This window comes from Levilactobacillus bambusae (assembly GCF_003124125.1).
GTDB classification, from domain to species: Bacteria; Bacillota; Bacilli; order Lactobacillales; family Lactobacillaceae; genus Levilactobacillus; species Levilactobacillus bambusae.
The window spans coordinates 554,434-576,409 of sequence record NZ_QCXQ01000002.1; the positions used below are offsets into that span (position 1 = coordinate 554,434).

At 47.1% G+C, this 21,976-nt stretch carries 19 protein-coding genes; 9 read left to right on the top strand and 10 right to left on the bottom strand.

Translation table 11 applies throughout. The features are described 5' to 3' along the window. Nucleotides 1-17 precede the first annotated feature (17 nt). The 5 genes from DCM90_RS05470 to DCM90_RS05490 all read right to left on the bottom strand — a co-directional run bounded on the left by DCM90_RS05470 (nucleotide 18) and on the right by DCM90_RS05490 (nucleotide 5,854). On the bottom strand, nucleotides 18-995 hold the full coding sequence (locus DCM90_RS05470; protein ID WP_109250326.1) for an alpha-ketoacid dehydrogenase subunit beta: 978 nt from the start codon (nucleotides 993-995) through the stop codon (nucleotides 18-20). 2 nt (nucleotides 996-997) lie between these two features. After that, a complete protein-coding gene (gene pdhA, locus DCM90_RS05475; RefSeq protein ID WP_109250327.1) occupies nucleotides 998-2,092 on the bottom strand; it encodes a pyruvate dehydrogenase (acetyl-transferring) E1 component subunit alpha in 1,095 nt (364 codons plus the stop codon). A 443-nt stretch (nucleotides 2,093-2,535) separates the two neighbouring features. Next, the gene (locus tag DCM90_RS05480; RefSeq protein ID WP_109250328.1) at nucleotides 2,536-3,354 is read right to left on the bottom strand and encodes an HAD family hydrolase; all 819 of its coding nucleotides are present in this window, start codon (nucleotides 3,352-3,354) and stop codon (nucleotides 2,536-2,538) included. Between the two features lie 130 nt (nucleotides 3,355-3,484). After that, complete coding sequence (locus tag DCM90_RS05485) at nucleotides 3,485-5,026, bottom strand: FGGY-family carbohydrate kinase (protein WP_109250329.1); 1,542 nt, start codon at nucleotides 5,024-5,026, stop codon at nucleotides 3,485-3,487. Between the two features lie 48 nt (nucleotides 5,027-5,074). Beyond that, complete coding sequence (locus tag DCM90_RS05490; protein WP_109250330.1) at nucleotides 5,075-5,854, bottom strand: SDR family oxidoreductase; 780 nt, start codon at nucleotides 5,852-5,854, stop codon at nucleotides 5,075-5,077. Between the two features lie 210 nt (nucleotides 5,855-6,064). Here DCM90_RS05490 and DCM90_RS05495 point away from each other — a divergent pair, with 210 nt between their 5' ends. Then, nucleotides 6,065-7,183, top strand: a complete 1,119-nt coding sequence (locus DCM90_RS05495; RefSeq protein WP_109250331.1) for an ROK family transcriptional regulator — start codon at nucleotides 6,065-6,067, stop codon at nucleotides 7,181-7,183. Nucleotides 7,184-7,436: 253 nt separating this feature from the next. After that, a complete protein-coding gene (locus tag DCM90_RS05500) occupies nucleotides 7,437-8,897 on the top strand; it encodes a glycoside-pentoside-hexuronide (GPH):cation symporter (RefSeq protein WP_109250332.1) in 1,461 nt (486 codons plus the stop codon). 284 nt (nucleotides 8,898-9,181) lie between these two features. Here the strand turns inward: DCM90_RS05500 and DCM90_RS05505 are convergent, their stop codons facing one another. Together DCM90_RS05505 and DCM90_RS05510 are read right to left on the bottom strand one after the other, a co-directional pair. Beyond that, nucleotides 9,182-9,793: a pentapeptide repeat-containing protein gene (locus DCM90_RS05505; protein ID WP_165815221.1), complete on the bottom strand. Its 612-nt coding sequence runs from the start codon at nucleotides 9,791-9,793 to the stop codon at nucleotides 9,182-9,184. Between the two features lie 26 nt (nucleotides 9,794-9,819). Then, a complete protein-coding gene (locus tag DCM90_RS05510) occupies nucleotides 9,820-10,797 on the bottom strand; it encodes an aldo/keto reductase (protein WP_109250334.1) in 978 nt (325 codons plus the stop codon). A 170-nt stretch (nucleotides 10,798-10,967) separates the two neighbouring features. Here DCM90_RS05510 and DCM90_RS05515 point away from each other — a divergent pair, with 170 nt between their 5' ends. From DCM90_RS05515 to DCM90_RS05540, 6 genes are all read left to right on the top strand, one after another. Beyond that, nucleotides 10,968-11,711, top strand: a complete 744-nt coding sequence (locus DCM90_RS05515; protein WP_165815222.1) for a DUF554 domain-containing protein — start codon at nucleotides 10,968-10,970, stop codon at nucleotides 11,709-11,711. Between the two features lie 127 nt (nucleotides 11,712-11,838). Continuing rightward, nucleotides 11,839-12,648 carry an alpha/beta hydrolase gene (locus DCM90_RS05520; protein WP_225365975.1) on the top strand — a complete coding sequence of 270 codons (810 nt, stop codon included), beginning with the start codon at nucleotides 11,839-11,841 and terminating at the stop codon, nucleotides 12,646-12,648. Nucleotides 12,649-12,934: 286 nt separating this feature from the next. Beyond that, nucleotides 12,935-14,344 (top strand): C69 family dipeptidase, encoded by a 1,410-nt coding sequence (locus tag DCM90_RS05525; RefSeq protein WP_109250336.1) that lies wholly within the window; start codon nucleotides 12,935-12,937, stop codon nucleotides 14,342-14,344. Nucleotides 14,345-14,628: 284 nt separating this feature from the next. Beyond that, nucleotides 14,629-15,411 carry an SDR family NAD(P)-dependent oxidoreductase gene (locus DCM90_RS05530; protein WP_109250337.1) on the top strand — a complete coding sequence of 261 codons (783 nt, stop codon included), beginning with the start codon at nucleotides 14,629-14,631 and terminating at the stop codon, nucleotides 15,409-15,411. An 11-nt stretch (nucleotides 15,412-15,422) separates the two neighbouring features. Next, nucleotides 15,423-16,418 carry a helix-turn-helix domain-containing protein gene (locus tag DCM90_RS05535; RefSeq protein WP_109250338.1) on the top strand — a complete coding sequence of 332 codons (996 nt, stop codon included), beginning with the start codon at nucleotides 15,423-15,425 and terminating at the stop codon, nucleotides 16,416-16,418. Nucleotides 16,419-16,973: 555 nt separating this feature from the next. Then, complete coding sequence (locus DCM90_RS05540; RefSeq protein ID WP_109250339.1) at nucleotides 16,974-17,627, top strand: NAD(P)H-binding protein; 654 nt, start codon at nucleotides 16,974-16,976, stop codon at nucleotides 17,625-17,627. 122 nt (nucleotides 17,628-17,749) lie between these two features. Here the strand turns inward: DCM90_RS05540 and DCM90_RS05545 are convergent, their stop codons facing one another. Genes DCM90_RS05545 through DCM90_RS05555 form a run of 3 tightly spaced genes read right to left on the bottom strand, consistent with a single transcriptional unit; the run spans nucleotide 17,750 to nucleotide 20,707 of the window. After that, nucleotides 17,750-18,664, bottom strand: coding sequence for a glycine betaine ABC transporter substrate-binding protein (locus DCM90_RS05545; protein WP_370738407.1), 915 nt, complete (start codon nucleotides 18,662-18,664; stop codon nucleotides 17,750-17,752). 5 nt (nucleotides 18,665-18,669) lie between these two features. Further along, complete coding sequence (locus tag DCM90_RS05550) at nucleotides 18,670-19,515, bottom strand: ABC transporter permease (RefSeq protein WP_109250341.1); 846 nt, start codon at nucleotides 19,513-19,515, stop codon at nucleotides 18,670-18,672. Next, nucleotides 19,508-20,707, bottom strand: a complete 1,200-nt coding sequence (locus DCM90_RS05555; protein WP_225365976.1) for a quaternary amine ABC transporter ATP-binding protein — start codon at nucleotides 20,705-20,707, stop codon at nucleotides 19,508-19,510. The genes DCM90_RS05550 and DCM90_RS05555 overlap by 8 nt, the downstream gene beginning before the upstream one ends. Before the next feature lie 219 nt (nucleotides 20,708-20,926). Between DCM90_RS05555 and DCM90_RS05560 the strand changes: the two genes are divergently transcribed. Next, entirely contained in the window at nucleotides 20,927-21,961 is a 1,035-nt protein-coding gene (locus DCM90_RS05560; protein ID WP_109250342.1) for an SDR family NAD(P)-dependent oxidoreductase, read from the top strand. The last annotated feature ends 15 nt before the right edge of the window (nucleotides 21,962-21,976 follow it).

Below are 21,976 nucleotides of genomic sequence, written 5' to 3' on the forward strand. Positions count from 1 at the left end.
TCAGTTAAACTCCTATCCTAAAAATTGACGATTTCCTTCACTTTATTAATAATATCCGTTTGGTTAGGCAGCCAAGCGTCTTCGGCCATTGAGAATGGGTACGGTGTATCCGGTGCGCTAACCCGGCCGATTGGGGCATCCAGTGAAAGAATTCCCTCTTCAGCAATTAAGGCTGCCACTTGACCACTAACCCCCGCCTGCTTTTGGGCTTCTTGAACGAGCACAACGTGGCCGGTCTTCTTTACGGAGTTTAAAATGGTTTCGTGATCGAGGGGCGAAATGGTCCGTAAATCAACCACTTCGGTATCGATTCCTTCCTTAGCCAGTTCATCGGCAGCGGCTAAACTGTCCCGAACCATGGCACCATAGGTAATAATCGTGACGTCTTGGCCATCCCGCTTAACATCAGCCTTATCCAACGGGACGGTGTAGGCTTCATCCGGAACCTCTTCCTTAAAGGACCGGTACAACTTCATGTGTTCCAGGAACAGTACGGGATCGTCCGAACGAATGGCAGAAATCATGAGGCCCTTAGCGTCGTAAGGATTGCTAGGAACCACTACCCGAATTCCCGGCGTTTGGGTAATTAAACCTTCCAAACTGTCGGAGTGGAGTTCTGGCGTATGAACCCCGCCACCAAAAGCAGCCCGAATGGTAATTGGCATTTTACGGGTGCCGCCCATCCGGAACGGTTCACGGGAAATTTGGCCGGCAATTTCATCCATGGCTTCAAAAACGAACCCGAAGAATTGCAATTCTGGAACTGGCCGGAAACCTTCCAAAGCTAGCCCGGTTGCTAACCCAATAATGCCAGATTCAGCAAGGGGAGTATCAAAAACCCGGTCCTCACCGTTGTTCGCTTGGAGGTCTTCAGTTGCCCGGAACACCCCACCATTTTTACCAACGTCTTCACCAAAAACGAGGACTTTATCATCGCGTTTAATTTCTTCATCTAAGGCGGCATTGATCGCCTTAATCATCGTCATTTTAGCCATAATTAGTCGTTCTCCTTTGCCGTGTATTCATCGATTTCTTCTTGAATTGCAGGTGGTGCATCAACATAGGTTGTTTTAAGGAAGTCGCTAACCTTTTGTTCTTCGGCCTTTTCAGCTTCTTCAATGGCAGCATCGATTTGTTGGTTCACGTCATCTGTCCAAGCCTTTTCTTGGTCGTCATCCCAGAGTTTCTTCTTCTCTAAGAAGTTCCGCATCCGGGTTAACGGATCCTTTGCGTGCCATTCTTCTTCCTCATCCTTGGTCCGGTAACGTTTCGGGTCATCCCCGGATAACGTATGTGGACCGTACCGGTAAGTCAACGTTTCAATGAGCACCGGTCCGTTGCCAGCGGTAATCCAGTCCCGGGACTGCTTAGCAGCAGAATAAACGGCTAAGGCGTCCATCCCATCAACTTGAATTCCAGGAATACCGGCAGCCACTGCCTTTTGGGCTAAGGTTGGAGCCGCTGTTTGAACCTTCCGGGGAACGGAAATGGCATATTTATTGTTTTGAACCATGAAGAGGGCCGGTGCTTTGTATGCGCCGGTAAAGTTAATGCCTTCGTAGAAGTCACCCTGCGAAGTTCCCCCATCACCGGTATAGGTGTAAGCCACGTTCTTGCTGCCCTTAATCTTCAAACCGAGGGCTACCCCAGCCGTTTGAACGTACTGAGCGCCAATGATAATTTGTGGTGGCATCGCCTGAAATTCGTCAGGGTATTTGTTCCCGTCTACGTGACCTAACGACCACAAAAAGGCCTTGGAGAGTGGTAAGCCATGTAAGATTAATTGAGGTACGTCCCGGTAAGCGGGTAACAGAAAGTCATCCTTCTCCATCGCGAAGTTGGAACCAATTTGGCTCGCTTCCTCACCCGCAGTTGGGGCAAAAAATCCTAACCGGCCTTGACGATTCAACTTAGTCGACCGGTCGTTTAAGATCCGGGCCCATAGCATCTGTTTGAATAGTTCAACTAACTGGTCATTATCTAAATCCGGCATTAAATCTGGATTTACCACGTTACCCTCGGGGTCTAGGACGTTCAGAGGGGCTTTATCAGGTGAGTATAATAAACTGTTAAAATCAATCTTTTCTGACATGATGACATCTCCTCAATTCTTCAGATGGTGTGACTAATCAATTCCCACGCTTTACTAAATATTTTAGCGAGACTAACTCGTTTATTTAAAAGCGCTTTCATTGTGAGTATAAGCCATCCTTTCGCAGATGTAAATATTGTTTCCCATTGAACATAATCCCTAAAAATCCGAGAAAGCTTTAATTTTTGTGAAATTAATAAACCCTTGATACTGAAATAATGTTCAGTTTAATTTAGTGTTATCAGAAACAGTTTATATCATATACAAAATCGTTAAAAAAATCACATGACTTGATTTTGAGTAAAATCTGCCGATTTTTTCTAAAAAAAGTGGGACTGGAAACAAATAGGGGCGATGCCCAATCCGATCAAAAACTCGATCGAATCTGGTCATCGCCCCTACTTGGCGGGATCTGAACGTCTTACGCCCCCGCCCCCACCTTTTTACATTAATCCCAACTTTTTTATTCCCTCAGCGACACCGTCTTCATAGTCGGCATCAGTCACTAGCTTTGCGGCCTGCTGCACCTCGGGAATTCCGTTGGCCACCGAGACAGGCATCCCCACCTGCGTTAACATGGCCAGATCATTTGAATTATCGCCGAACGCCACGATCTCATCGGGGGTGATTCCCAGCCGCTCACCCAGTTCAATCACGGCTTGGCCCTTGTCGACCCCGGCGTGGTTGACTTCCACGTAAATGCCGGAGGAGTACGTGACGTTAATTCCGCCGTTAAATGCCTCTTCGATCGCCGCAAACATTTGGTGGCGCACCGTTTCATCGGGGTTCATCGCAATCACCTTCATGATCGTTTGGTCCTTAAAAATTGAAAAATCCGGGGTAGCCATCGGAATGTAGGTCACGTTCCGCGTTTTAAAGTAGGCCTCATCATCAGCCCGAACCCGGTAAATGTAGAGTTGGTCGGTGGTATAGACGTGAACATCAGCCGTTTCAAACTGACGAAGCGTATCAAACGCTAACTTTGCCTCATCATATGGCATGGCATGGCTAATCACAATTTGGTTGCCCGCATTTTCCACTACCACGCCACCGTTATAAGAAATAACGTATTCGTCAGCGGTCTGATACAGACCCAACTGTTTTAACAGCGCCTGCACCGTTAAGTAGCTCCGCCCGGTATTGGGGACGAACTTCACGCCCCGGCTTACAGCCGCCTCAATGGCGTCAACGTTGGCCTGTGAAATACTACCGTCCGCCCGCAAAAGTGTTTCATCTAGATCGCTGGTGATCATTTTGTACATGTTGATTTCCCCCACTGGTAATTTGTCCCAAATCAAGAGACAACGGGGTCCCGCCAGATAAGGAACGCTTTCCTTATCCGCAGGACCCCGTTTATCAGATCCGAGCAAGAATCAATTCCTACCCCTCATTTTAGGACTCTTCAATTCCGGAAATCAATGATAAATTGTGCATATCATCGCCTAAGTCGTTGTAAAGGTCCCGGTAAAGCTGATAGTACTGGTTATAAATTTCGTGTTGGTTACTTCGGGGCTGCACGGTCTCACCGAGAACCTGCCACTTTTGAACTTGCTCCACCGTCAAAGTATCCGTGGCTAGCCCGGCCAGCATGACGTCGCCTAAGTTGGCTTCGGCATCCTCAATCGGTGTCCGAACGGCATAACCCGTGACGTCCGCAAACATTTGAACCCAGTCGGCCGACTGAGTGACACCCCCGGCAATCACAATGTAATCGCCAAGGTCCTGACCCGTACTTTCAATACTGTGCCGAAGAGCGTAGCAGACAGCTTCTTGAAAGGCGTGGTAGACATCCGCTTTCGTGTGCACGAGGGACAGTCCGAAGACCATTCCCTTAGCATCCGAATTCCAGACGGGCGCCCGTTCTCCCATGAAGTAGGGCAAAACGACTAAGCCCCGGCTCCCCGCAGGGACATCCTTCGCTTCCTCACCCAAAGCAACGTAGGCATTTTGGCCTCCCGCACGTTGTACGGCCATTTCGGCCTGGGCAAAGTTATTTCTAAACCACTTCGTAATTGCGCCAGCAGTTGCTGACCCGCTAAAATTATACACGAGGTTTCGTGACTGATACGGATAGGGCCAAACAATGAGACCCTTGCCCTTAATCGGTTTGTCGCTCACTAACGCTGCATTCATAGAGGAACCGATCGCAGCCACGTACCGGCCGGGTTCAAAAACTCCCATGCCAACGTTAGCGGCCCCAACGTCCACTCCGCCAGCGATAACTGGTGTCCCGACCTCAAGGCCAAGGTCAGCGGCGACGTCCGCCGTTAACCGCCCGGCAATTTCAGTGGCATCCACAAATTTTTCGGGCATCTTGCTAACGGGAACACCCATGGCATCCATCAATTCTTTGGACCAGGTCCCGTTATTGATGTCGTAGAATCCGCCGATGTTACCGGCAGCGGAGTAGTCGATGGAGATATCGCCCGTCAACTTATAAATGACGTAGTTGTTTGGCGGCAGGAACATCTGAATCCGGTTCCAATTTTCGGGTTCATGATTCTTGATCCAGAGAACCTTGGTGTAGCCGTAGTAGGGGTCAACCACGTCGTTCCCCGTAATTTCGGATAACCGATCGAGGTCCACGTTATTCTTCACCCAATCCGTTTCCTCGGCTGCCCGCCGATCCATCCAAATCAGGTCGGGCCGAACCGGGTTCATGTCCTTATCAACTGGTACCCCAGAACCACCGTACAGGCCGCTAATGCCAATTCCCTTAATATCCTTGGGGTTAACCCCACTCTGTTTGACCACGGCCCGAATCGACTCTTTGACCCCGTTTAACCAGACATCGGGCCATTGTTCGGCCCACAGCGGCCGGGGCGTTAAAACATCGTATTCCTCTAAATCATGCGCAATCAGTTTGCCATTGGTATCCATCAAAATGCTTTTAGTTCCCGACGTACCGATGTCCGTCCCAATTAAGTAATCCATCTCATCCCATCCTCTTTTCAACTATTATCGTTCGGTTGCCCCATTAGTCTACCAAGCCGTGAAGGCCCCATCAATCAGGTAGTCATCACCGGTTGAGAAGCTGCTGGCATCGCTAGCTAAGTAAACGGCCATTCCCTGTAATTCCTCAGGCTTGCCTAACCGACCCAGCGGAGCCCAGTCATTCCAAGTCTTAATCAGCGGCTTCAAGTCGGGTGAGCTTAAGGTTAAGTCGGTTCCCATGTAACCTGGGCTCATCGTGTTGACCCGAACTCCCTTCTTTGCCCATTCAATGGCTAAGGACTTCGATAATTGGATAACACCAGCCTTCGTTGCGTTGTACGAACACTGCGGCTGCGGCCGGTTAACGATATGGGCTGACATAGAGGCCGTGTTGATAATGGATCCCTTCCCCTGTTCAATCATGTAGCGCCCGGCAGCGGTTGAACATAAGAAGACGGAATTCAAGTTGAGGTTGACCACCTTTAGCCACTGGTCGTACGTCATTTCAGCTGCGGGTACGTTTAAACACATTCCAGCGTTGTTGAAGGCTGCATCCAAACCTCCTAATTCCTTAACGACGGTCTTTACCATGGCCTCAACTTCGTCCTGGTTCGTGACGTCCGTTTTTACCGAGATCGTTTTTTGTCCGGTGGCAGCCGCAATTTCCTGAGCGGCTTCAGCGGCCTTATCCCCGTTAATATCAACAATGGCAACGTCAGCCCCCGCTTCGGCCAATCCTAGAGCCATCGCCTTACCTAACCCTTGGGCACCCCCAGTCACGTACGCTTTCTTACCCTTGAGACTCATTCGTTCTAAAATTGTACTCATTGTGTGTTCCTCCAATTTCTAATCCGCCATTTTATTTTAATTAGTTTTATAAAACGACTTTATTTAATTCGACATCAGCATACCGCCGACATTTTGACTTGTCAATCATTTTTTGTAATCGATTTCATCGTTTGTCGCCAATCTTTCTATTTACCCAGATTGTGCTAAACTAAATTTATGATCTTTTCAAGTTAAGGAGGCTTCATCACCATGGGCGTCAGCAATATGCAGTCGATCCAACAATCGAACTATTCGGATATTTATCATTTCATGTACCTACACGACCGCTTGTCCAAACAGGATATTGCCGATGAATTAGGCCTTAGCCTGCCTACCGTCACATCCAACTTAAACAAGCTGCTCAACCAACAGTTAATTATGAAAAACGGCCAGTTAAAATCCCACATTGGTCGCCGGGCCACCGCTTATTCTATTGATGCCAACGTTAAGCTAAGTGTCGGGGTCGAAATTTTTCACCACGAAGCCACCTTCGCGATCCTTAACCTCCACCACGACGTCTTAATCACCCACACCGTTCCCCTGACGTTTGAGAAAACGAGTTCATACTGCCAGACCTTAAGCACGAAATTACTCAACCTGCTTAAAGGAAGGGGGCTCAGTCTAAACCAAGTGATCGGCGTGAGCATTGGGGTCCAAGGCCTGATTTCAAACGATGGGACCACCATCCTCTACGGTAAAATTTTAGACTGTACCGGAATGACCACCCAGGACTTCGCCCAGTTTTTACCGTTTCCCGTTACGTTCTATCACGACGCCGACTGTGTGGCGGCCGCCGAAAATACGGCCGTCCCAAAGGATGGGATCTACCTTTCCATCGGGGAACATTTGGGAACCGCCATTATCATTAACGGGCACCTCTTCAAAAGTCCCCACGGTAGGGACGGCACAATGGAACACATTTCCTTAGATCCCGTTAACGGCCGGCAATGCTACTGCGGCCGGCGCGGATGCATCGAGACGTACAGTTCCTTAAGTTCTCTACTGGAACCCGGTGAAACAACCACCAGCTTCTTTGCCGGGTTAAAGGCGGCCAACCCTGCCATTGCCGATCGCTTTGACCGCTACTTAAACGACCTGGCTGAAGCCGTCTATAACCTACACATGTTTGTCGACCTATCCATCATCGTTGCGGGTGAAATTGCGTCGTTTCTCACCCCCGCAATGATTGAAGAACTCGCCAACCGGTTCAGCCAGCTCGCTGTCTTTCCGGAAGACGGTGCCGATATCCGGTTAGGCCGGGTTACCCACCACGCCGTTGCGATTGGGGCGGCGATTCCAGCCATTCAGGACTACTTAACTCAAATCTAGCCGAAAAAGAAACCATTTAGGTGAAATTCCCGGTGGTTTCTTTTTTTGTGATCTCATAACCAAAGTTTAAAATTAATGCCCGATTTGATCATTAAAAGTTTGAATATAAGCGATATTATAATTGTGAAATTAATATTTAGTGGTGTTAGGGTTGAAATTTGAAATCGGTTACATTTATAATTGCCGTATTAAATAAAGTCGATTTACAAATCGTTATTTTAATTAATATGGAATCAGGAAGGGACATGACAATATGAAACGATATCTCTCTTACGCCTTGGGAGCGTTCGGCCACGATGCCTTTTACCAGACGCTAAGTATGTACTTTATGATTTTTGTGACCAGCGAGCTATTCGTATCCAGCGATAAGGCCTGGAACACGAAGATGATCGGAATTGTGACCACGTTAATGGTCGTGATTCGGGTGGGCGAAATTATGTTTGATCCCGTCATTGGTGGGGTGGTTGATAATACGCAAACCCGATTTGGTAAGTTTAAACCGTGGATTTTATCCGGATCCATCATTGCTTCCCTCGGGTTAGTCACCATCTTTTCCGATTTTGGCGGTCTCACCTATTCGAATCCGCTCCTCTACTTAATTCTCTTCGGAATCACATTCTTAATCCTGGACATTTTCTACTCGTTCAGTGATATTTCATTTTGGTCCATGTTACCCGCCCTTAGTTTAGATCCTAAGGAACGTACAACGTACGCCACGGCCGGCCGATTTGGCTCAACCTTAGGAGCCCAAGGGGTCATTATTATTATCACCCCCGCCATCCTACTTTGTTCCCGACTGTTTGGCGGTAAACCTGGTCAGGAGACCCAACCTGGTTGGATGGGGTACGCCGTTGTTGTCGGTCTGCTTTGTACCGGGGGTGCCATCTTAACCTGCCTCAACACCAACGAATCGCATAACATCATTCGGAAAAACACCGTTCACACCCGGTTAATTGACGTCTTTAAGGTCATTGCTTCAAACGACCAGTTACTTTGGATTGCCCTTTCCTACATTCTCTTTGCCTTTAGCTACGTCGTCACCAATTCCCTGATGATGTACTACTTCCGGTACCGGGTGGGTAACGTTGGTGCCTTCACCTGGGTCGGGGTCATTACTTGTATTATCGGGGTCATATCCGTTGCCGTCTTTCCCGCACTAGAAATGAAGTTCCACAGAAAAGCCATCTACGTTGGTGGGATCGTTGTGATGTTAGGCGGGTACAGCCTCTTTCTGGCAGCCGGAACAAACTTGGTCTGGGCACTGGCAGGGATCGGCCTTCTATTTGCCCCCTATCCCCTCATCTTCTTAGCCACCCTCATGGCTATCACTGACTGCGTCGAATACGGCCAGCTAAAGAGCGGGGTCAGAAACGAATCCGTAACCCTCTCCGTTCGGCCGTTGCTGGATAAACTGGCAGGGGCGGCCTCAAACGCCGTCGTGGGCGTCGTTGCTGTAGCTGCCGGGATGACCGGTTCTGCAACCCCCAGCGATATCACCCGCGCCGGGGTCACCCAGTTCAACACGTTTATGTTCTACATCCCCATGGCATTACTCGTCGTTGCCGCCCTCCTCTTTCTTTGGAAGGTTAAGATTTCAGAGAGTGCCCACAAGCAAATCGTTCAACAGTTAAACGCTCGATTAAGCCAGCAGGAATCCCCATCAACATCTGCCGGTTCCCTGACTGAAACGGACCTGAATTCCGCTAAACTGTAAACCAAGTTAGACAGAGGCTGTAACATTAGTCGTTTAAGCCTAGCAAAATAAGGATCATCCCGTAATGCGAACGTCCTTTGTTCGTGTTTTGGGCTGATCCTTATTTTGATTGGGATTGACTAATGTCACGTAACTACTGGCACGAAGGCATCCATACTTTGGTGGGGGGCTTCGTGCCAAGTTGCAGATTTGTGTTTTCTGAGCGAAGCGGACTTATGTCCCGGACCTTTTTATGGATAACTAATTTGACTGAGTGGGGTTGCTGACCATCTTCGAGGCACATCTCACCTTATTTTTACCCGCCAAAACAGCTGAGCAAACAGCACCGCTTGCGATTCATTAAGGGTACAGCCGCTGAGTTGATTGGGTTGAATTTGCAGGTTATCAAACTGGCTAGAACTTAAATTCAGGCGTTTGAGAGTGGCTTCCTCGAAGCTCGTATCCGTTAATTGACAGTCATCAAAGGTTAACCGGTCTACTTTAGCGTAGCCAAAATCAGCGCTTACTATCTGACATCCGGTCAAAACGAGTTGGGTCAATCGGCCGTCACTAAAATCAGCAAAATCCATTTTGCACCCCTGAAACGTTACCTGGTTAACATACGATTCATGAAAATTGGTTCCCACAAGTTTGCAGTTGATAAATTTCACCCGGAGTAACGATGCTCCCTCAAACCGACAATTGGATAAATCACACTGATCAAAGACCACATCCGTGAGTTCGATGCGATCCCATGTCACGCCTGCAAATACCGTGTTGGTGAACTGAGATTGCTCCACGAAGGGATGGTCTAAATCGACTCCCGTTACCGTCTCATCATGAATCAACGTCCGTTTTAACAGGTGGTCTTCGTCCTCTAAAATAGCCGTAAACGGTACCGATCGTAATTGGTCCATTTGAATTCGAGGTTCCTGCCGGGCGGTTACCATAAGTAATCGACCGGATCCTTGATGTATTGATCGTAGACGTCCCGAACAATGGCCATTTGTTCCTTGGAAAAGGCTGGCAATTCCGCTGCGGCCGCATTGGCAGTGATCTGTTCAGGCTTGCTAGCACCTGGGATCACGGCGGAAACGGCATCGTACATGAGAATGTAGCGTAAGGCCATCCCCGCTAAATCCTCCGTGCCAAGCCGCCGTTTTAATTCCGAAACAGCAGTAATTCCCGTTTCATAGTTAACCCCCGAGAAAGTTTCTCCCTTATCAAAGGCTTCCCCGTTCCGGTTGAACGAGCGGTGATCACCCTTCCCAAACTGGGTCGTAGCGGTATACTTGCCGCTTAATAGTCCGCTAGCAAGTGGGACGCGAGCCAAAATGCCCACGTTAGCTGCCTGAGCCTCAGCAAAAAACTGTTCTTCTGGCCGTAACCGGAACATATTAAAGATAATTTCAACCGCCGAAATATCAAATTGGAGGGCCTTCATCGCTTCCTCAACCCGTTCCACGCTAACCCCGTAGTTTTGAATCTTCCCGGCCCGCTTCATTTCATCCAGGGTAAAGAACACCTCAGGATCGTAGTACACACTGGTAGGTGGGCAATGCAGCAGTACCAAGTCTAAGGACTCAACGCCCATGTTGCTTAACGAACTGTCCACAAAGTCCGTTAAGTTGGCCTTTGAGTAGTTGGCTGCCGTGTGAGGTTCAAGCTTGCGGCCCATTTTGGTGGAGTAGTGCACGTCAGGATGCTGCTTAATGAATTCACCCACGGCATGTTCACTGTGACCATCCTGATAAATGTCCGCCGTATCAAAGTAGTTCACGCCAGACTCATAAGCGGCCGCCAAGGTGTCCGCCGCATCCCGTGGATCGAAGGGATCGCCCCACTTCGAGCCCAATTGCCAAGTTCCTAATGATACTTCACTAACCTTAAAACCCGTTTTACCTAACGTTCGAAAATCCATAGTGTCCTCCTTGAAATTCTAATTACTGTCATCTTAGCCGTTTCAGCTGGGCCGCGCAACCGGCCATGATTAGACCAATTCCGACAAATGATTATCCACCTTTTTGAAAACCGTCTGAAAACTTGTGCTATAGTGAATATAGCGTGAATTATGAACGAGGAGTTGATCAATTGCCAGTCGGACCATTTGTTGACTGTGCCTTAACGTTTTTAGGAGTTGTCGTCGGTACCCTTCTCAGGGATCGGGTGCCCCATGACATTAAGGAAGAGATGCCGCTGATCTTAGGGCTAATCTCGATGGCGTTAGGAATTGTCATGTTATTTAAAATGAAACAAACCCCAATCGTAGTGCTCTCAACCGTTATTGGGAGTGCCATTGGAATTAGCTGCCACTTAGAAGACAACATTAAAAAGGGCCTGTTCTGGCTTCTTCGGGGTGGCAAAAAGGCCGATCAAAGTTTTGAAGCGAAGGCCCTGGAAAAAAACCGGGATGAAATTGTTAATAACAACCGGTTGGAGCAGTTAATTGCTTTACTCGTGCTCTTCAGTGTTAGCGGGATGGGCATTTTTGGTGCCTTAAACGAAGGCATGACCCATAATGCCGATATGCTGATCAGTAAGGGAATCCTCGATTTTGTTAGCGGCATGATTTTTGCAACGCTGCTTGGAATGTTAGTTGCCGTAGCGGTGATTCCCCAGGCCATTGTCTTGTTCGGGCTCTTTTACTCGGCGGTCCTCATCATGCCCCTCATGACCCCCGATATGATCGGTAACCTCTCCGCAGCGGGCGGAATTTTAATGTTGGCCACGGGAATGCGGCTCAGCAACATTAAAACATTTCCGATTGCTGATATGGTTCCCATCTTAATTATCGTCATGCCACTTACTTGGCTGTTAAAACCTATATTTGGCTAATCCATCATCACCCCATCGGTTTGCTTCATGAATCGAGCGAGGTGTTTTTTTAAGCCTTTTTTCTGACAATAAGTTAGAACCGTGTTAACCTGATCGGCATAGTTTAATGAATTGGAGGTCAATGTAAATGGTAGATATGATCGAAACAAAGGACGTTCTATTTGATGAAATTCATCAATTAAAGTTAGATGTTTATCAACCCAACCCATCAAGTATTAAGGCTAACGGTGCCGCAATAATTGATATTCATGGGGGCGGGTGGTTTAAAGGCGATAAATCTTCTGAAGGAAATCTCGCTTCCCATTTAGTTGGCCAAGGTTACTTAGTCATTGTGCCAAACTACCGGTTAGCACCGGATAACCCTTACCCAGCGGCCGTCGAGGATATTGAGACCGCTTATCAATGGCTAAAGGCCTCAGATTATGCCTTTGACCGCAGTAAAATTGGGGCGATGGGCATGTCCTCCGGCGGTAACTTATCGGTTGAAATGGCCATTTCCGAACACATTCCCGTTGCATCCTGGTCGGGAATTATTGACTTGGATGAATGGGTCGATTCCCATCCAACGGTAAAACCCAGTCCAAATTCAGCACCGGCCCCAAACACTAACCCGGATCAAATTGACCAGGGCGGCGATGATGATGCCTACTATAAGTGGTTCGTCTTAAACTACGTCAAGGGTGATTTGAATTTGTTGCACGATGCTTCGTTATTGCACCGGGTTACAGAGAGTACCGCACCCGTTTTAATGTGTAACTCGCTTGATGAATTGGCTCCCGTTTCCGGAGTTCAAAAGTTACAGACCCAACTCCTCGCTCATAATGTTCCATGTGAAACAATTTTCTACGCCGGATCCCGGCACGGTGAAGCCTACTTAAACGACGCCATGCAGCCCACCTTCGATTTCTTCAACCAATATTTAAAGTTGAATAATTAAATAAAACACAAAAGTTCCCCGAATCCAGACGTCAGACAAGACCGTCAGGATTCGGGGAACTTTTGAATACCCAATTTTTTTATGTTTTAATCGTTCCAACCGCTCAACATAATGGCGACGATTCCGCCACAAAATAACCACCAAATTGCCATAAACATGACCTCATCCTCCTCATCCCCTACTAGTATAGCAAACTAGCGGCACTAAAAGCTGTTTTCCGAGAATAGTCGCTTTTTCCCGTTGAATAGCCTACAATGAAAGCAATCGTAGGAAAGGATGACGACAAATGACAAAACGTGTTAAAGGTTCTTGTACGACCATCTTAGTCGGCAAGAATGCTTCCATTGATGGCTCCACCATGATTGCAAGAAACGAAGACGGTGAGGGACCTTTAAACCCACAGAAATTTGTACTCGTACAACCCGAAGACCAAGAACGCCACTATCAATCGGTTTTAAGCAAGTTTGAAATCGACTTGCCGGATAACCCGCTCCGCTACTCGAGTGCCCCCGATGCTACCGGTAAAAACGGTATCTGGGCCGCCGCAGGGATTAACAGTGAGAACGTGGCAATGACCGCAACCGAAACGATTACCACTAACGAACGAATTCTAGGGGTTGACCCATTAGTTGATGATGGTATTGGTGAAGAGGATTTAACGTACATCACCCTGCCTTACATCCACTCCGCCCGTGAAGGTGTCAAACGTTTGGGCGCCCTGCACGAAAAGTACGGGACATACGAAACCAACGGCGTCGCCTTCTCAGATAAGGACGAAGTTTGGTACTTCGAAACTATCGGTGGACACCACTGGGCGGCCATTCGAATTCCAGACGACGCTTACGTTGTTGCCCCAAACCGGTTCAACATTACCGACTTTGATTTTGATTCCGACGACACTATGTACGCCGCGGATCTGCCTGAACTTATTGAAACTTACCACTTAAACCCAGATTCCGAAGGCGTCAACTTACGCCACATTTTTGGCAGTCATACCATCAAGGACACCCGGTACAATAACCCACGGACCTGGTACGGCCAAATGTACTTCAATCCTGAAATTGTTCAGGATCCGTTGGACCAAGACTTACCGTTCATTTGCTACACGGACAAAAAGATTAGTCCTGACGACATTAAATGGGTCCTAAGTTCCCACTACCAAAATACGCCCTATGATGTGTACGGTGCCTTAGGAACTCCAGCCGAAAAGAAACTATTCCGGCCAATCGGTATCAACCGGAACGAAGAATGCCACATCTTACAAATTCGAAACGATGTCCCAGCCGCAATTGCCGGTATCCACTGGTTAGGGTTTGGACCAAATACGTTTAACGCCTTCGTTCCTTTCTATGCCAACGTTAACGACACGCCAGAAAGTTTCAAGGGCACAACCGGCGACCAAGATCCAACTAAGGCTTACTGGTTAAACAACATCATGGGCGTCTTAGGCGACACCGATTACGACCTTTACGACGATTCCGAAAGCGACTTTGAACAGTCCACCATCGCCAGCTGCAATAACATGCGAATTAAGGCCGATAAGGAAGCCGTCAACCAAAAGGATGTCACCGCCTACCTAACCCAAGTCAACCAAAACATGGCCGACCTCTACATGAAAAATGCCAACGAACTCTTAGGCAAAATGCTCATGCTCGGTCGTCCAAAAATGAAGCTGGCGTATAATTTAACGGATTAGGAAGTGTAGACTTCCGCGGGAAATTCTGAGAATTTGCGGAATGGAACACGTTATTCGTTTAAGGATTAACCTCTTCATACACTAGCGCAAAAGTCTGTTAATGCTTGATCTTGAGCATTGACAGGCTTTTTTCTACCAGAAAAATTCAATCACAAGTTAAAGTGTCGTGATTTGATGTTTATTTGGCACTGTTTGGTGTTCGAAGCCACGAGAGGACTTGGTATACTTAGTTCATCAGTTAAGGAAATAAACATTTAAAATAAATGGTCGAGGAGAATTTTAAAATGACAAAGACCGGATTAATTACAGGTGCAACAGGCGGATTAGGAAGCGAATTTGTAAAATTATTTGCTGCAAAAGGTAATGATTTAGTGGTAGTTGGCCGCAATCCACAAAAGCTAACTACTTTAAAAAAAGATACAGAAAATGATTATGGCGTTCGGGTGTATACAATTGCTGTTGATTTCTCTGATGAAACAGCTGCCGAACAGATTTATGAACAAGTAAAAAAAGATCAACTTCAAATTGATTACTTGGTTAACAATGCCGGCTTAGGTGGCCAAGGCTCATTTATTGAACGGACGATGGATCAAGATATTTCGATGATGCGAGTTAACATGTTGGTACCAACTAAATTAATGAAATTATTTATTCCAGAATTTGTTAAACGTGGGTCTGGTAAGGTACTAAACGTTTCTTCATCGGCAGCTTTAATTCCCGGGCCGTTGCAAGCGGAATACTATGCAACTAAGGCTTATTTAACCTCTTTAAGCAATGCCATTGCCTATGAGGTTAAAGATACTGGCGTAACAGTTACAACTTTAATGCCAGGAGCGATTGAGACAGGTTTTGCAAAAGCCGGTGGCTTAACTCAGACCAAGATGTTTGCCCATGGTGCCGAGGCAGCCGACGTAGCTTTAGAAGGATATAAGGCGATGCAAGCTGGTAAATTAAATGTTTTTGCGGGTTTATCATCAATTCAACGTCCATTTGTTGGCTTAATGCCACTGATGCCGAAAAAAGCTATCATGGGATTTGTGGCTAGTCAGCAATCTAATTCAAATTAAAGGATAGGAATATGAAAAAATTTATTGTCGATGGGCAGTATGCTCAATTGCTGCAACATAACCATTTTGCCGTGGATAAGGTGTTAAAACGAGCAAAGTTACCTGAAAACCTATTTACCCAACATACAATCAGGTTAACTGAACCAGAATATTATTCACTGATGAATGCCATTGAAGCGCAGGCTCCAGATCAACAAGCCTTGCTTCAATTAGCAACGTATAGTGGGATTGAAACCTTTGCGGCTCCTATTTTAGCAGCATATTGTAGTGAAAATGGCCTTAAATTCATCAAACGTTTAGGCCAGTATAAGCAATTGATCGGCCCCATTGTCTATCAAATCAAGGCAGACCAAGAGACTGTTACAGTAACTTTGCAATCATTGAATGATTTACCAATTGAATCTAAATTCTATGTTACTAGTGAATTATTATTTTTAGTTAATTTACTATCTCAGGGAACCGAAACTAAAATTAAACCGCTCAAAATAACGTCAACGTTTAAAATATTGGAACCAAGTTTAATCTCTGACTTAGGCATTGAACCAACTGTAGGAACCACCAACAGGATTACATTTAAAACTGTTGATTTGGAACTGCCTTTTTTAACTAATAATGAAGCCTTAAGAGATTACCTAACGCCAGAATTAAAGCGCCGTTTGTCTGAATTAGAAGTAGATGAATCTTTCGGCGCGCAAGTTCGAAGTGCGTTAGTTGATTTATTACCAACTGGGGAATGTACGATTGATGACGTAGCTATCAAATTAAATATTAGTAAACGAACTTTACAACGTAAACTAAAAGCAGAGAAGACTAGTTTTCAAAAACAAATTAACAGTGTTCGCGAAATGTTAGCGAAGAATTATTTGAAAAATACAACCCTAGCTTCAGATGAAATTGCCTATTTATTAGGTTACTTAGAAGTAAATTCTTTTTTACGTGCCTTTACGATTTGGACAGGAATGAGTCTCAGCGAGTACCGCAAACAACTGGCACCAACTGATAAATAACTGACACAAATTATATGCAAAATAATCCTCTTCAAGCTAACCTATCTTGAGAGGGATTCTTTTTATTATTGCATCTCATTAAACGATCTCATTGAGAAGAAATCAATGGGTAAGGCTTAATAACCCAATTAAAACGTTCATTCCCCTTAACAAGACAGTAGGTTGATAAATGGGCACTGTTTTAAACCTAGTTAAAATTCCTTTAGTGCTCATTGCGGTTGCAAACGCTAGCTTAAGTAATACTCTTCGTTCAGGTTTGGCATCCACCGCAATAGCTGGTGAGCAGAACTGATTGCTTGGATCGTGAGTGGACATCTAGGGTCTTATTAAATTTATTTTTTTAAATGGACCATAAAGATTGGGCAGTCCGATTCCTCAGCATCGTAATTATCCGCTTTAATTTGTTAGACGGAAAAAGCGGGGGTGGGGAGATCTTGAGGATTTACCTAACTGACACATCCTCTAAGTAACAGTGCTAGCTTTTTAGGGTTTAAAGCTCTATGATGACCCTAGTTACAGATGATAAAGTTCGCAAACGACTTGGAGGGATTTAGTATGAATCTACTTATTTTGGGTGCCAACGGGCAAATTGCTCAGATTATCGAACATCGAATTCTAACGGAAGATCAATTTAAGGACGTTAATTTGACGCTGTTTCTTCGTGACCGCTCACGGCTGAGCCAGCTAGACAATAATCCTCGGGTTACTTTAATCGAAGGGGATTTAAAGGATGCGGCCGTCGTTCAATCAGCCATGGCAAATCAACAGATGGTTCTATTAGCAACGGTAGATACCGATCCTAAAAACACCCTAACTAAGAACGTCATTACGGGGATGCAGCAGGCCAAGGTTGACCGGCTCTTAGCGGCTAGCTCAATTGGAATCTACGGCGAAGAACCCAACCCTCAGTTCCACTCTTGGAACCAAACGACGTTGAGCGGGGCTCTAAAACCCATGCGTCAAGCTGCCGAACTCATTGAAAATTCCGGCTTAACTTACACCATTATGCGGTTTGCCTGGTTAAACGATCGGGATCAAATCCAATACCAAGTGACTAAACGGGGCGAAAAATTTGCGGGCGGTTCTGGTTCCCGTCAGAGTATGGCCGACGCCGCCCTAAAGATTATCGCTGACCCAGCCCTCGGTGCTGATGACGTCATTGGCATCGCAGATCCCGAAACTAAGGATGCACCGTCAGTCGTTTATTAATTAAAATTATTTTTATGAACCCACAACAAAATAAGCAGCGTAGCCAATTCCGATTACAACGAATCGAATTCAGCCACGCTGCTTATTTGTCAGGTCTAAACATCTTATCGTTCAGCCTTTATTTACTCATTATTCTTCAAATCTTCAATTGAATTAATATTGGTCATATACTTTGGCACCGCTAATCCCACACGGGCACCCTTTAAATTTGTGCCAAGGTCAACGAACTTACCCTGATAATCGTGGTAGTATTTCGCTGACGTTGTAGGAAGCCAAGCCGCAACCTGAGCGTCGGCAACGTTGGTCGCAATCGAAGCCCACATGGGTTGCATTTCCATGGCTTGAATCGTCACCTTATAGCCTAAGCCCCGGAGAACTTCTGCAACGACATTGGTCGAGGCAATCTCTGAATCCCAAGCCACATAGGTCATCTTAAGCGTGGGATGCCCCGAGACCTTCTTAATCCCCTTCGTCCACGACTTCACCTGGTCCGGGTGGGCCTGAATCCATTCCTTAGCCGCCCGCTCAGGATCCTTACCGTTATTAACCTGAATCATCACCTGAGACATTTCAGTGGGAGTCCAGTGAAACCGGTCTAGCATTTCATAGGCCTCAGGCTTATCCTGCTTTAACCCCTTCCGAACAATGGTATGAATGTTTTCCGATTTCCCGTAAACGTGTTTAGGATCCTTCAAGAACTTAATCGGGTACTTGGTAAACATCCAGTGCGGCTGCCAACCCGTGATGACGATTGGTTCATGGTGACGGATGGCCTTGTCGAGGGTGCTGGTCATGGCGGCCGTCGAACTCGTTTGCAACTGCCAATTATCCTTGGTCAAGCCGTACTCTGTTAACGCTTTTTGGGTGGTCGCCATAATTCCGGCTCCAGCATCAATCCCCGTAATCGTATAGTTAATTTGCGGCCCCAACGGTTTCTTAGCGTTGTACTCGGGAGCCTTCGTACTACAGCCACTCAGTAGTAGGCCCAGCAGGAGCGCCACCGGGAGAAGAAAACGCAGCTTCTTTTTCATCGTCATCCCCCCTACTTGTTCTTTGACTGGTTAAACGCCTGGGTCACCCGATCCAAGATGATCGCTAAAATCACAATGGCAAACCCAGCGGTAAACCCGCTTCCGGCGTCATTCCGACCCACGGCAAAGTAAACCTTGGTTCCGAGTCCCATTGCCCCAATCATGGAAGCAATCACGACCATGGAGAGCGACAGCATCATGCTTTGGTTCACCCCCGCCATAATGGTTGACTTGGCGATCGGAAGCTGAACCTGCGTCAGTTTTTGCCAACTGGTGGAGCCAAAGGAATTAGCGGCTTCGATCAGATCATAAGGGACCTGACGAATCCCTAAGTTCGTCATCCGGACGGTTGGCGGCATCGCAAAAATCACGGAGGCGACGACCCCCGGAGCCATCCCAATCCCAAAGAATGCGACGGCTGGAATCAGGTAAACAAAGGCGGGCATCGTCTGCATGAAGTCCAAGATCGGGTTCACAACGGTGCGTACCTTATCGCTCTTCGCCATCCAGATCCCCAGTGGAATTCCAATTACTATGGCAATCAAGCTGGATGTTAAGACCAGCGTCAGCGTTTGGGTCATATCCCGCCAGTAGCCCTGGTTAGAAATGTACCAAAAGCCAAAGAATTCCAGCAGGAGCAAACTCCATTTCTGTTTTTTCCGGTTTAAATAAAGGGTGAGGCCCATAATAATGGCAACAAATAACCATTGGGGCAGTAAATCAAATAGCCATTGAAACGAGTTAATGATGGCGTTTAAAAAGTTCGTTATGGCTTGAAAAAAGCCCTCAAACTGCGTCAACCAGCTAACAAACTCGTTGACCCACTTCGCTAACGGCAGCTTTGGCAGACTAGTCATGGCTGTCACCTCCATTCCCGTTTAACGCATCCAGTACGGCTCCCCGAATAATAATGCCTTGAAGTCGGTTTCGATCGTCCAACACGGCAATGGGCAGCGGAGAATGCGACGCTTCATCCATCATACTCTTTAGGGGCGTGTCCATTTCGACCGTTGGCACATCATGATTAATGATGCTGGACAGATCCCGGTTATTATCCTTGATGAGCTGAATGACGTCGCGGGCATCTACTAACCCGACCATGTGGTGCTGATTATCAATGACGTACAGACTGGAAATTTCATTTTCCCGCATCCGCCGAAGCGTAATCCGGGGCCCGTCCTTGTCAATGTTAACCGTTACGGGCCGGATCATTACCCGACTGGCGGTTAAGACCTTGCTTCGGTCCACGTCCTCAATAAACCGTTCCACATAATCGTTAGCGGGGTGCGTTAAGATTTCTTCCGGAGAGCCGATTTGAACGATTTCACCGTCCCGCATGATCATAATGTGGTCCCCAATTCGCAGGGCCTCGTTTAAGTCGTGGGAAATAAAAATAATCGTTTTTTGCATGTTTTCCTGTAAATCCAGCAGTTCATTCTGCATTTCCTTCCGGTTCAATGGATCAAGGGCCGAAAATGCTTCATCCATGAGCAGAATTTCTGGGTCGTTGGCTAACGCCCGGGCGAGCCCAACCCGCTGCTGCATACCCCCAGAAAGCTGGGTTGGGTACTGATCGTTATAACCCGTTAACCCCACCATTTCGAGTGCGTCATTGGCCTGTTTTTCCCGGGTGGCCTTATCAACTCCCTGGATTTCCAAACCGTATTCCGCGTTTTCCAGGACCGTTCGATTAGGTAATAGGGCAAAATTTTGGAAAACCATACTCATCTTATGCCGCCGTATTTCACGCAGCTCATCCTTTGACATGGCCATGACGTCTTGACCATCCAAAATCACCTGACCGTTTGTCGGTTCAATTAACCGGTTCAGCATTCGAATCGTCGTGGATTTTCCGCTTCCGGACAACCCCATGATGACGAAAATCTCACCTTCATCAACCGTGAAGTTAGCCCGGTCAACACCCACTGTGGCGCCGGTTTCCTTTAAAATATCCGCTTTGCTGGCTCCTGCCATGAGGAGCTCCTTTGCTTTGTTGACCCGTTTTCCAAAAATTTTAGTCAAATTTTTGACTTCTACTTTGGTAGTCAAGCAACACCCTCCTTTGGTTTCTTAAATTTGTCCGAATCGGACCCTAATATGCAAAAAAAGAACCTATCTAAGCGATAAGTTCTTTTTTCAACCGTATATCAAAGCCTAACATAAATTGAAAATGATGTAAAATTGACCCCATAAAGTTACCTTTTTTCTTGCCCTATGGTTAACTATAGGGTTTAAACTGAACCTAATCAAAATTGAGGAGGAGTCACCATGTCAATTAATCCACAGCAGCATCCCATTCAAAGTCCCTTTAACCAAACGTCAACCGCCAAGCAGGTCATGGCGGGAATTGACTTAGCCGGTAAGTCCGTGGTGATTACCGGCGGATACAGTGGGCTGGGGTTAGTAACCACAAAGGCTTTGTTATCAGCCGGGGCGGCCGTTACGGTTCTCGCCCATTCCGTTACTAAGGCTCAACGGGCCCTGAAACCCGATCCCCGGCTAAGCTTTGCTCAGGTGGATTTAATGTCCCCGAGTTCCATCGCTAACTTTGCGAACCAATATTTACAGAGGCATTCTTCGGTAGACCTATTGATTGAAGACGCCGGGATTATGTTTGCACCCCTCATGCGGGATAGTCGGGGAAACGAAGGCCACCTATCCACTAATTACCTCGGCCACTTTCAGTTAGCAACCGCCCTAATGCCTGCGTTAGCTGCAGCAAACGGCCGGATCGTCATCTTGACTTCACGGGCGGCCGCTTGGAACGGCGTTGATTTTGACGACCCTAATTTCAACCAGCGGCCCTACGACGACCACGTTGCCTATGCCCAATCCAAAACGGCGGATATTCTTTTAGCGGTCGAACTCGATCGCCGGTATCAAAACCAAGGCGTGCGCGCCTACGCGGTCCATCCTGGTTTAGTGCCAGGGACCGGACTAGGTCGGTTTGTTACCCACAGTAAAACGGTGTCTAACGTCAGTGCCTTCATCATGAATAACCTCCAAGCAACCCGATTGATCAACCTGCGCAACCATTGGTCAGCCCACCGGCACCATCAAACTGAGTTCGACTACTTTAAGACGGTTCAGCAGGGCGCTGCCAGCACACTTTGGGCGGCAACTTCTCCCCTGCTCAGCACAATCGGCGGGGTCTTTATTGAGGACTGTAACGTTGGTACCGTTGTTCCCGCTGATAGCAAGTCCATCTACGGGGTTCGTCCCTGGGCCGTCGAGTCACAGCTGTCTGCCCGGCTTTGGCCCCTCGGTGAGGAACTGATTCACCGGCCCGTGAAAAAACGTTGATTTTATTATTAATAA

Bases quoted from the DNA above. Each gene is read 5' to 3' on its own strand.
- DCM90_RS05470 (WP_109250326.1), bottom strand. From the start codon at position 995: ATGGCTAAAATGACGATGATTAAGGCGATCAATGCCGCCTTAGATGAA.
- pdhA (WP_109250327.1), bottom strand. From the start codon at position 2,092: ATGTCAGAAAAGATTGATTTTAACAGTTTATTATACTCACCTGATAAA.
- DCM90_RS05480 (WP_109250328.1), bottom strand. From the start codon at position 3,354: ATGTACAAAATGATCACCAGCGATCTAGATGAAACACTTTTGCGGGCG.
- DCM90_RS05485 (WP_109250329.1), bottom strand. From the start codon at position 5,026: ATGGATTACTTAATTGGGACGGACATCGGTACGTCGGGAACTAAAAGC.
- DCM90_RS05490 (WP_109250330.1), bottom strand. From the start codon at position 5,854: ATGAGTACAATTTTAGAACGAATGAGTCTCAAGGGTAAGAAAGCGTAC.
- DCM90_RS05495 (WP_109250331.1), top strand. From the start codon at position 6,065: ATGGGCGTCAGCAATATGCAGTCGATCCAACAATCGAACTATTCGGAT.
- DCM90_RS05500 (WP_109250332.1), top strand. From the start codon at position 7,437: ATGAAACGATATCTCTCTTACGCCTTGGGAGCGTTCGGCCACGATGCC.
- DCM90_RS05505 (WP_165815221.1), bottom strand. From the start codon at position 9,793: ATGGACCAATTACGATCGGTACCGTTTACGGCTATTTTAGAGGACGAA.
- DCM90_RS05510 (WP_109250334.1), bottom strand. From the start codon at position 10,797: ATGGATTTTCGAACGTTAGGTAAAACGGGTTTTAAGGTTAGTGAAGTA.
- DCM90_RS05520 (WP_225365975.1), top strand. From the start codon at position 11,839: ATGGTAGATATGATCGAAACAAAGGACGTTCTATTTGATGAAATTCAT.
- DCM90_RS05525 (WP_109250336.1), top strand. From the start codon at position 12,935: ATGACAAAACGTGTTAAAGGTTCTTGTACGACCATCTTAGTCGGCAAG.
- DCM90_RS05530 (WP_109250337.1), top strand. From the start codon at position 14,629: ATGACAAAGACCGGATTAATTACAGGTGCAACAGGCGGATTAGGAAGC.
- DCM90_RS05535 (WP_109250338.1), top strand. From the start codon at position 15,423: ATGAAAAAATTTATTGTCGATGGGCAGTATGCTCAATTGCTGCAACAT.
- DCM90_RS05540 (WP_109250339.1), top strand. From the start codon at position 16,974: ATGAATCTACTTATTTTGGGTGCCAACGGGCAAATTGCTCAGATTATC.
- DCM90_RS05545 (WP_370738407.1), bottom strand. From the start codon at position 18,664: ATGACGATGAAAAAGAAGCTGCGTTTTCTTCTCCCGGTGGCGCTCCTG.
- DCM90_RS05550 (WP_109250341.1), bottom strand. From the start codon at position 19,515: ATGACTAGTCTGCCAAAGCTGCCGTTAGCGAAGTGGGTCAACGAGTTT.
- DCM90_RS05560 (WP_109250342.1), top strand. From the start codon at position 20,927: ATGTCAATTAATCCACAGCAGCATCCCATTCAAAGTCCCTTTAACCAA.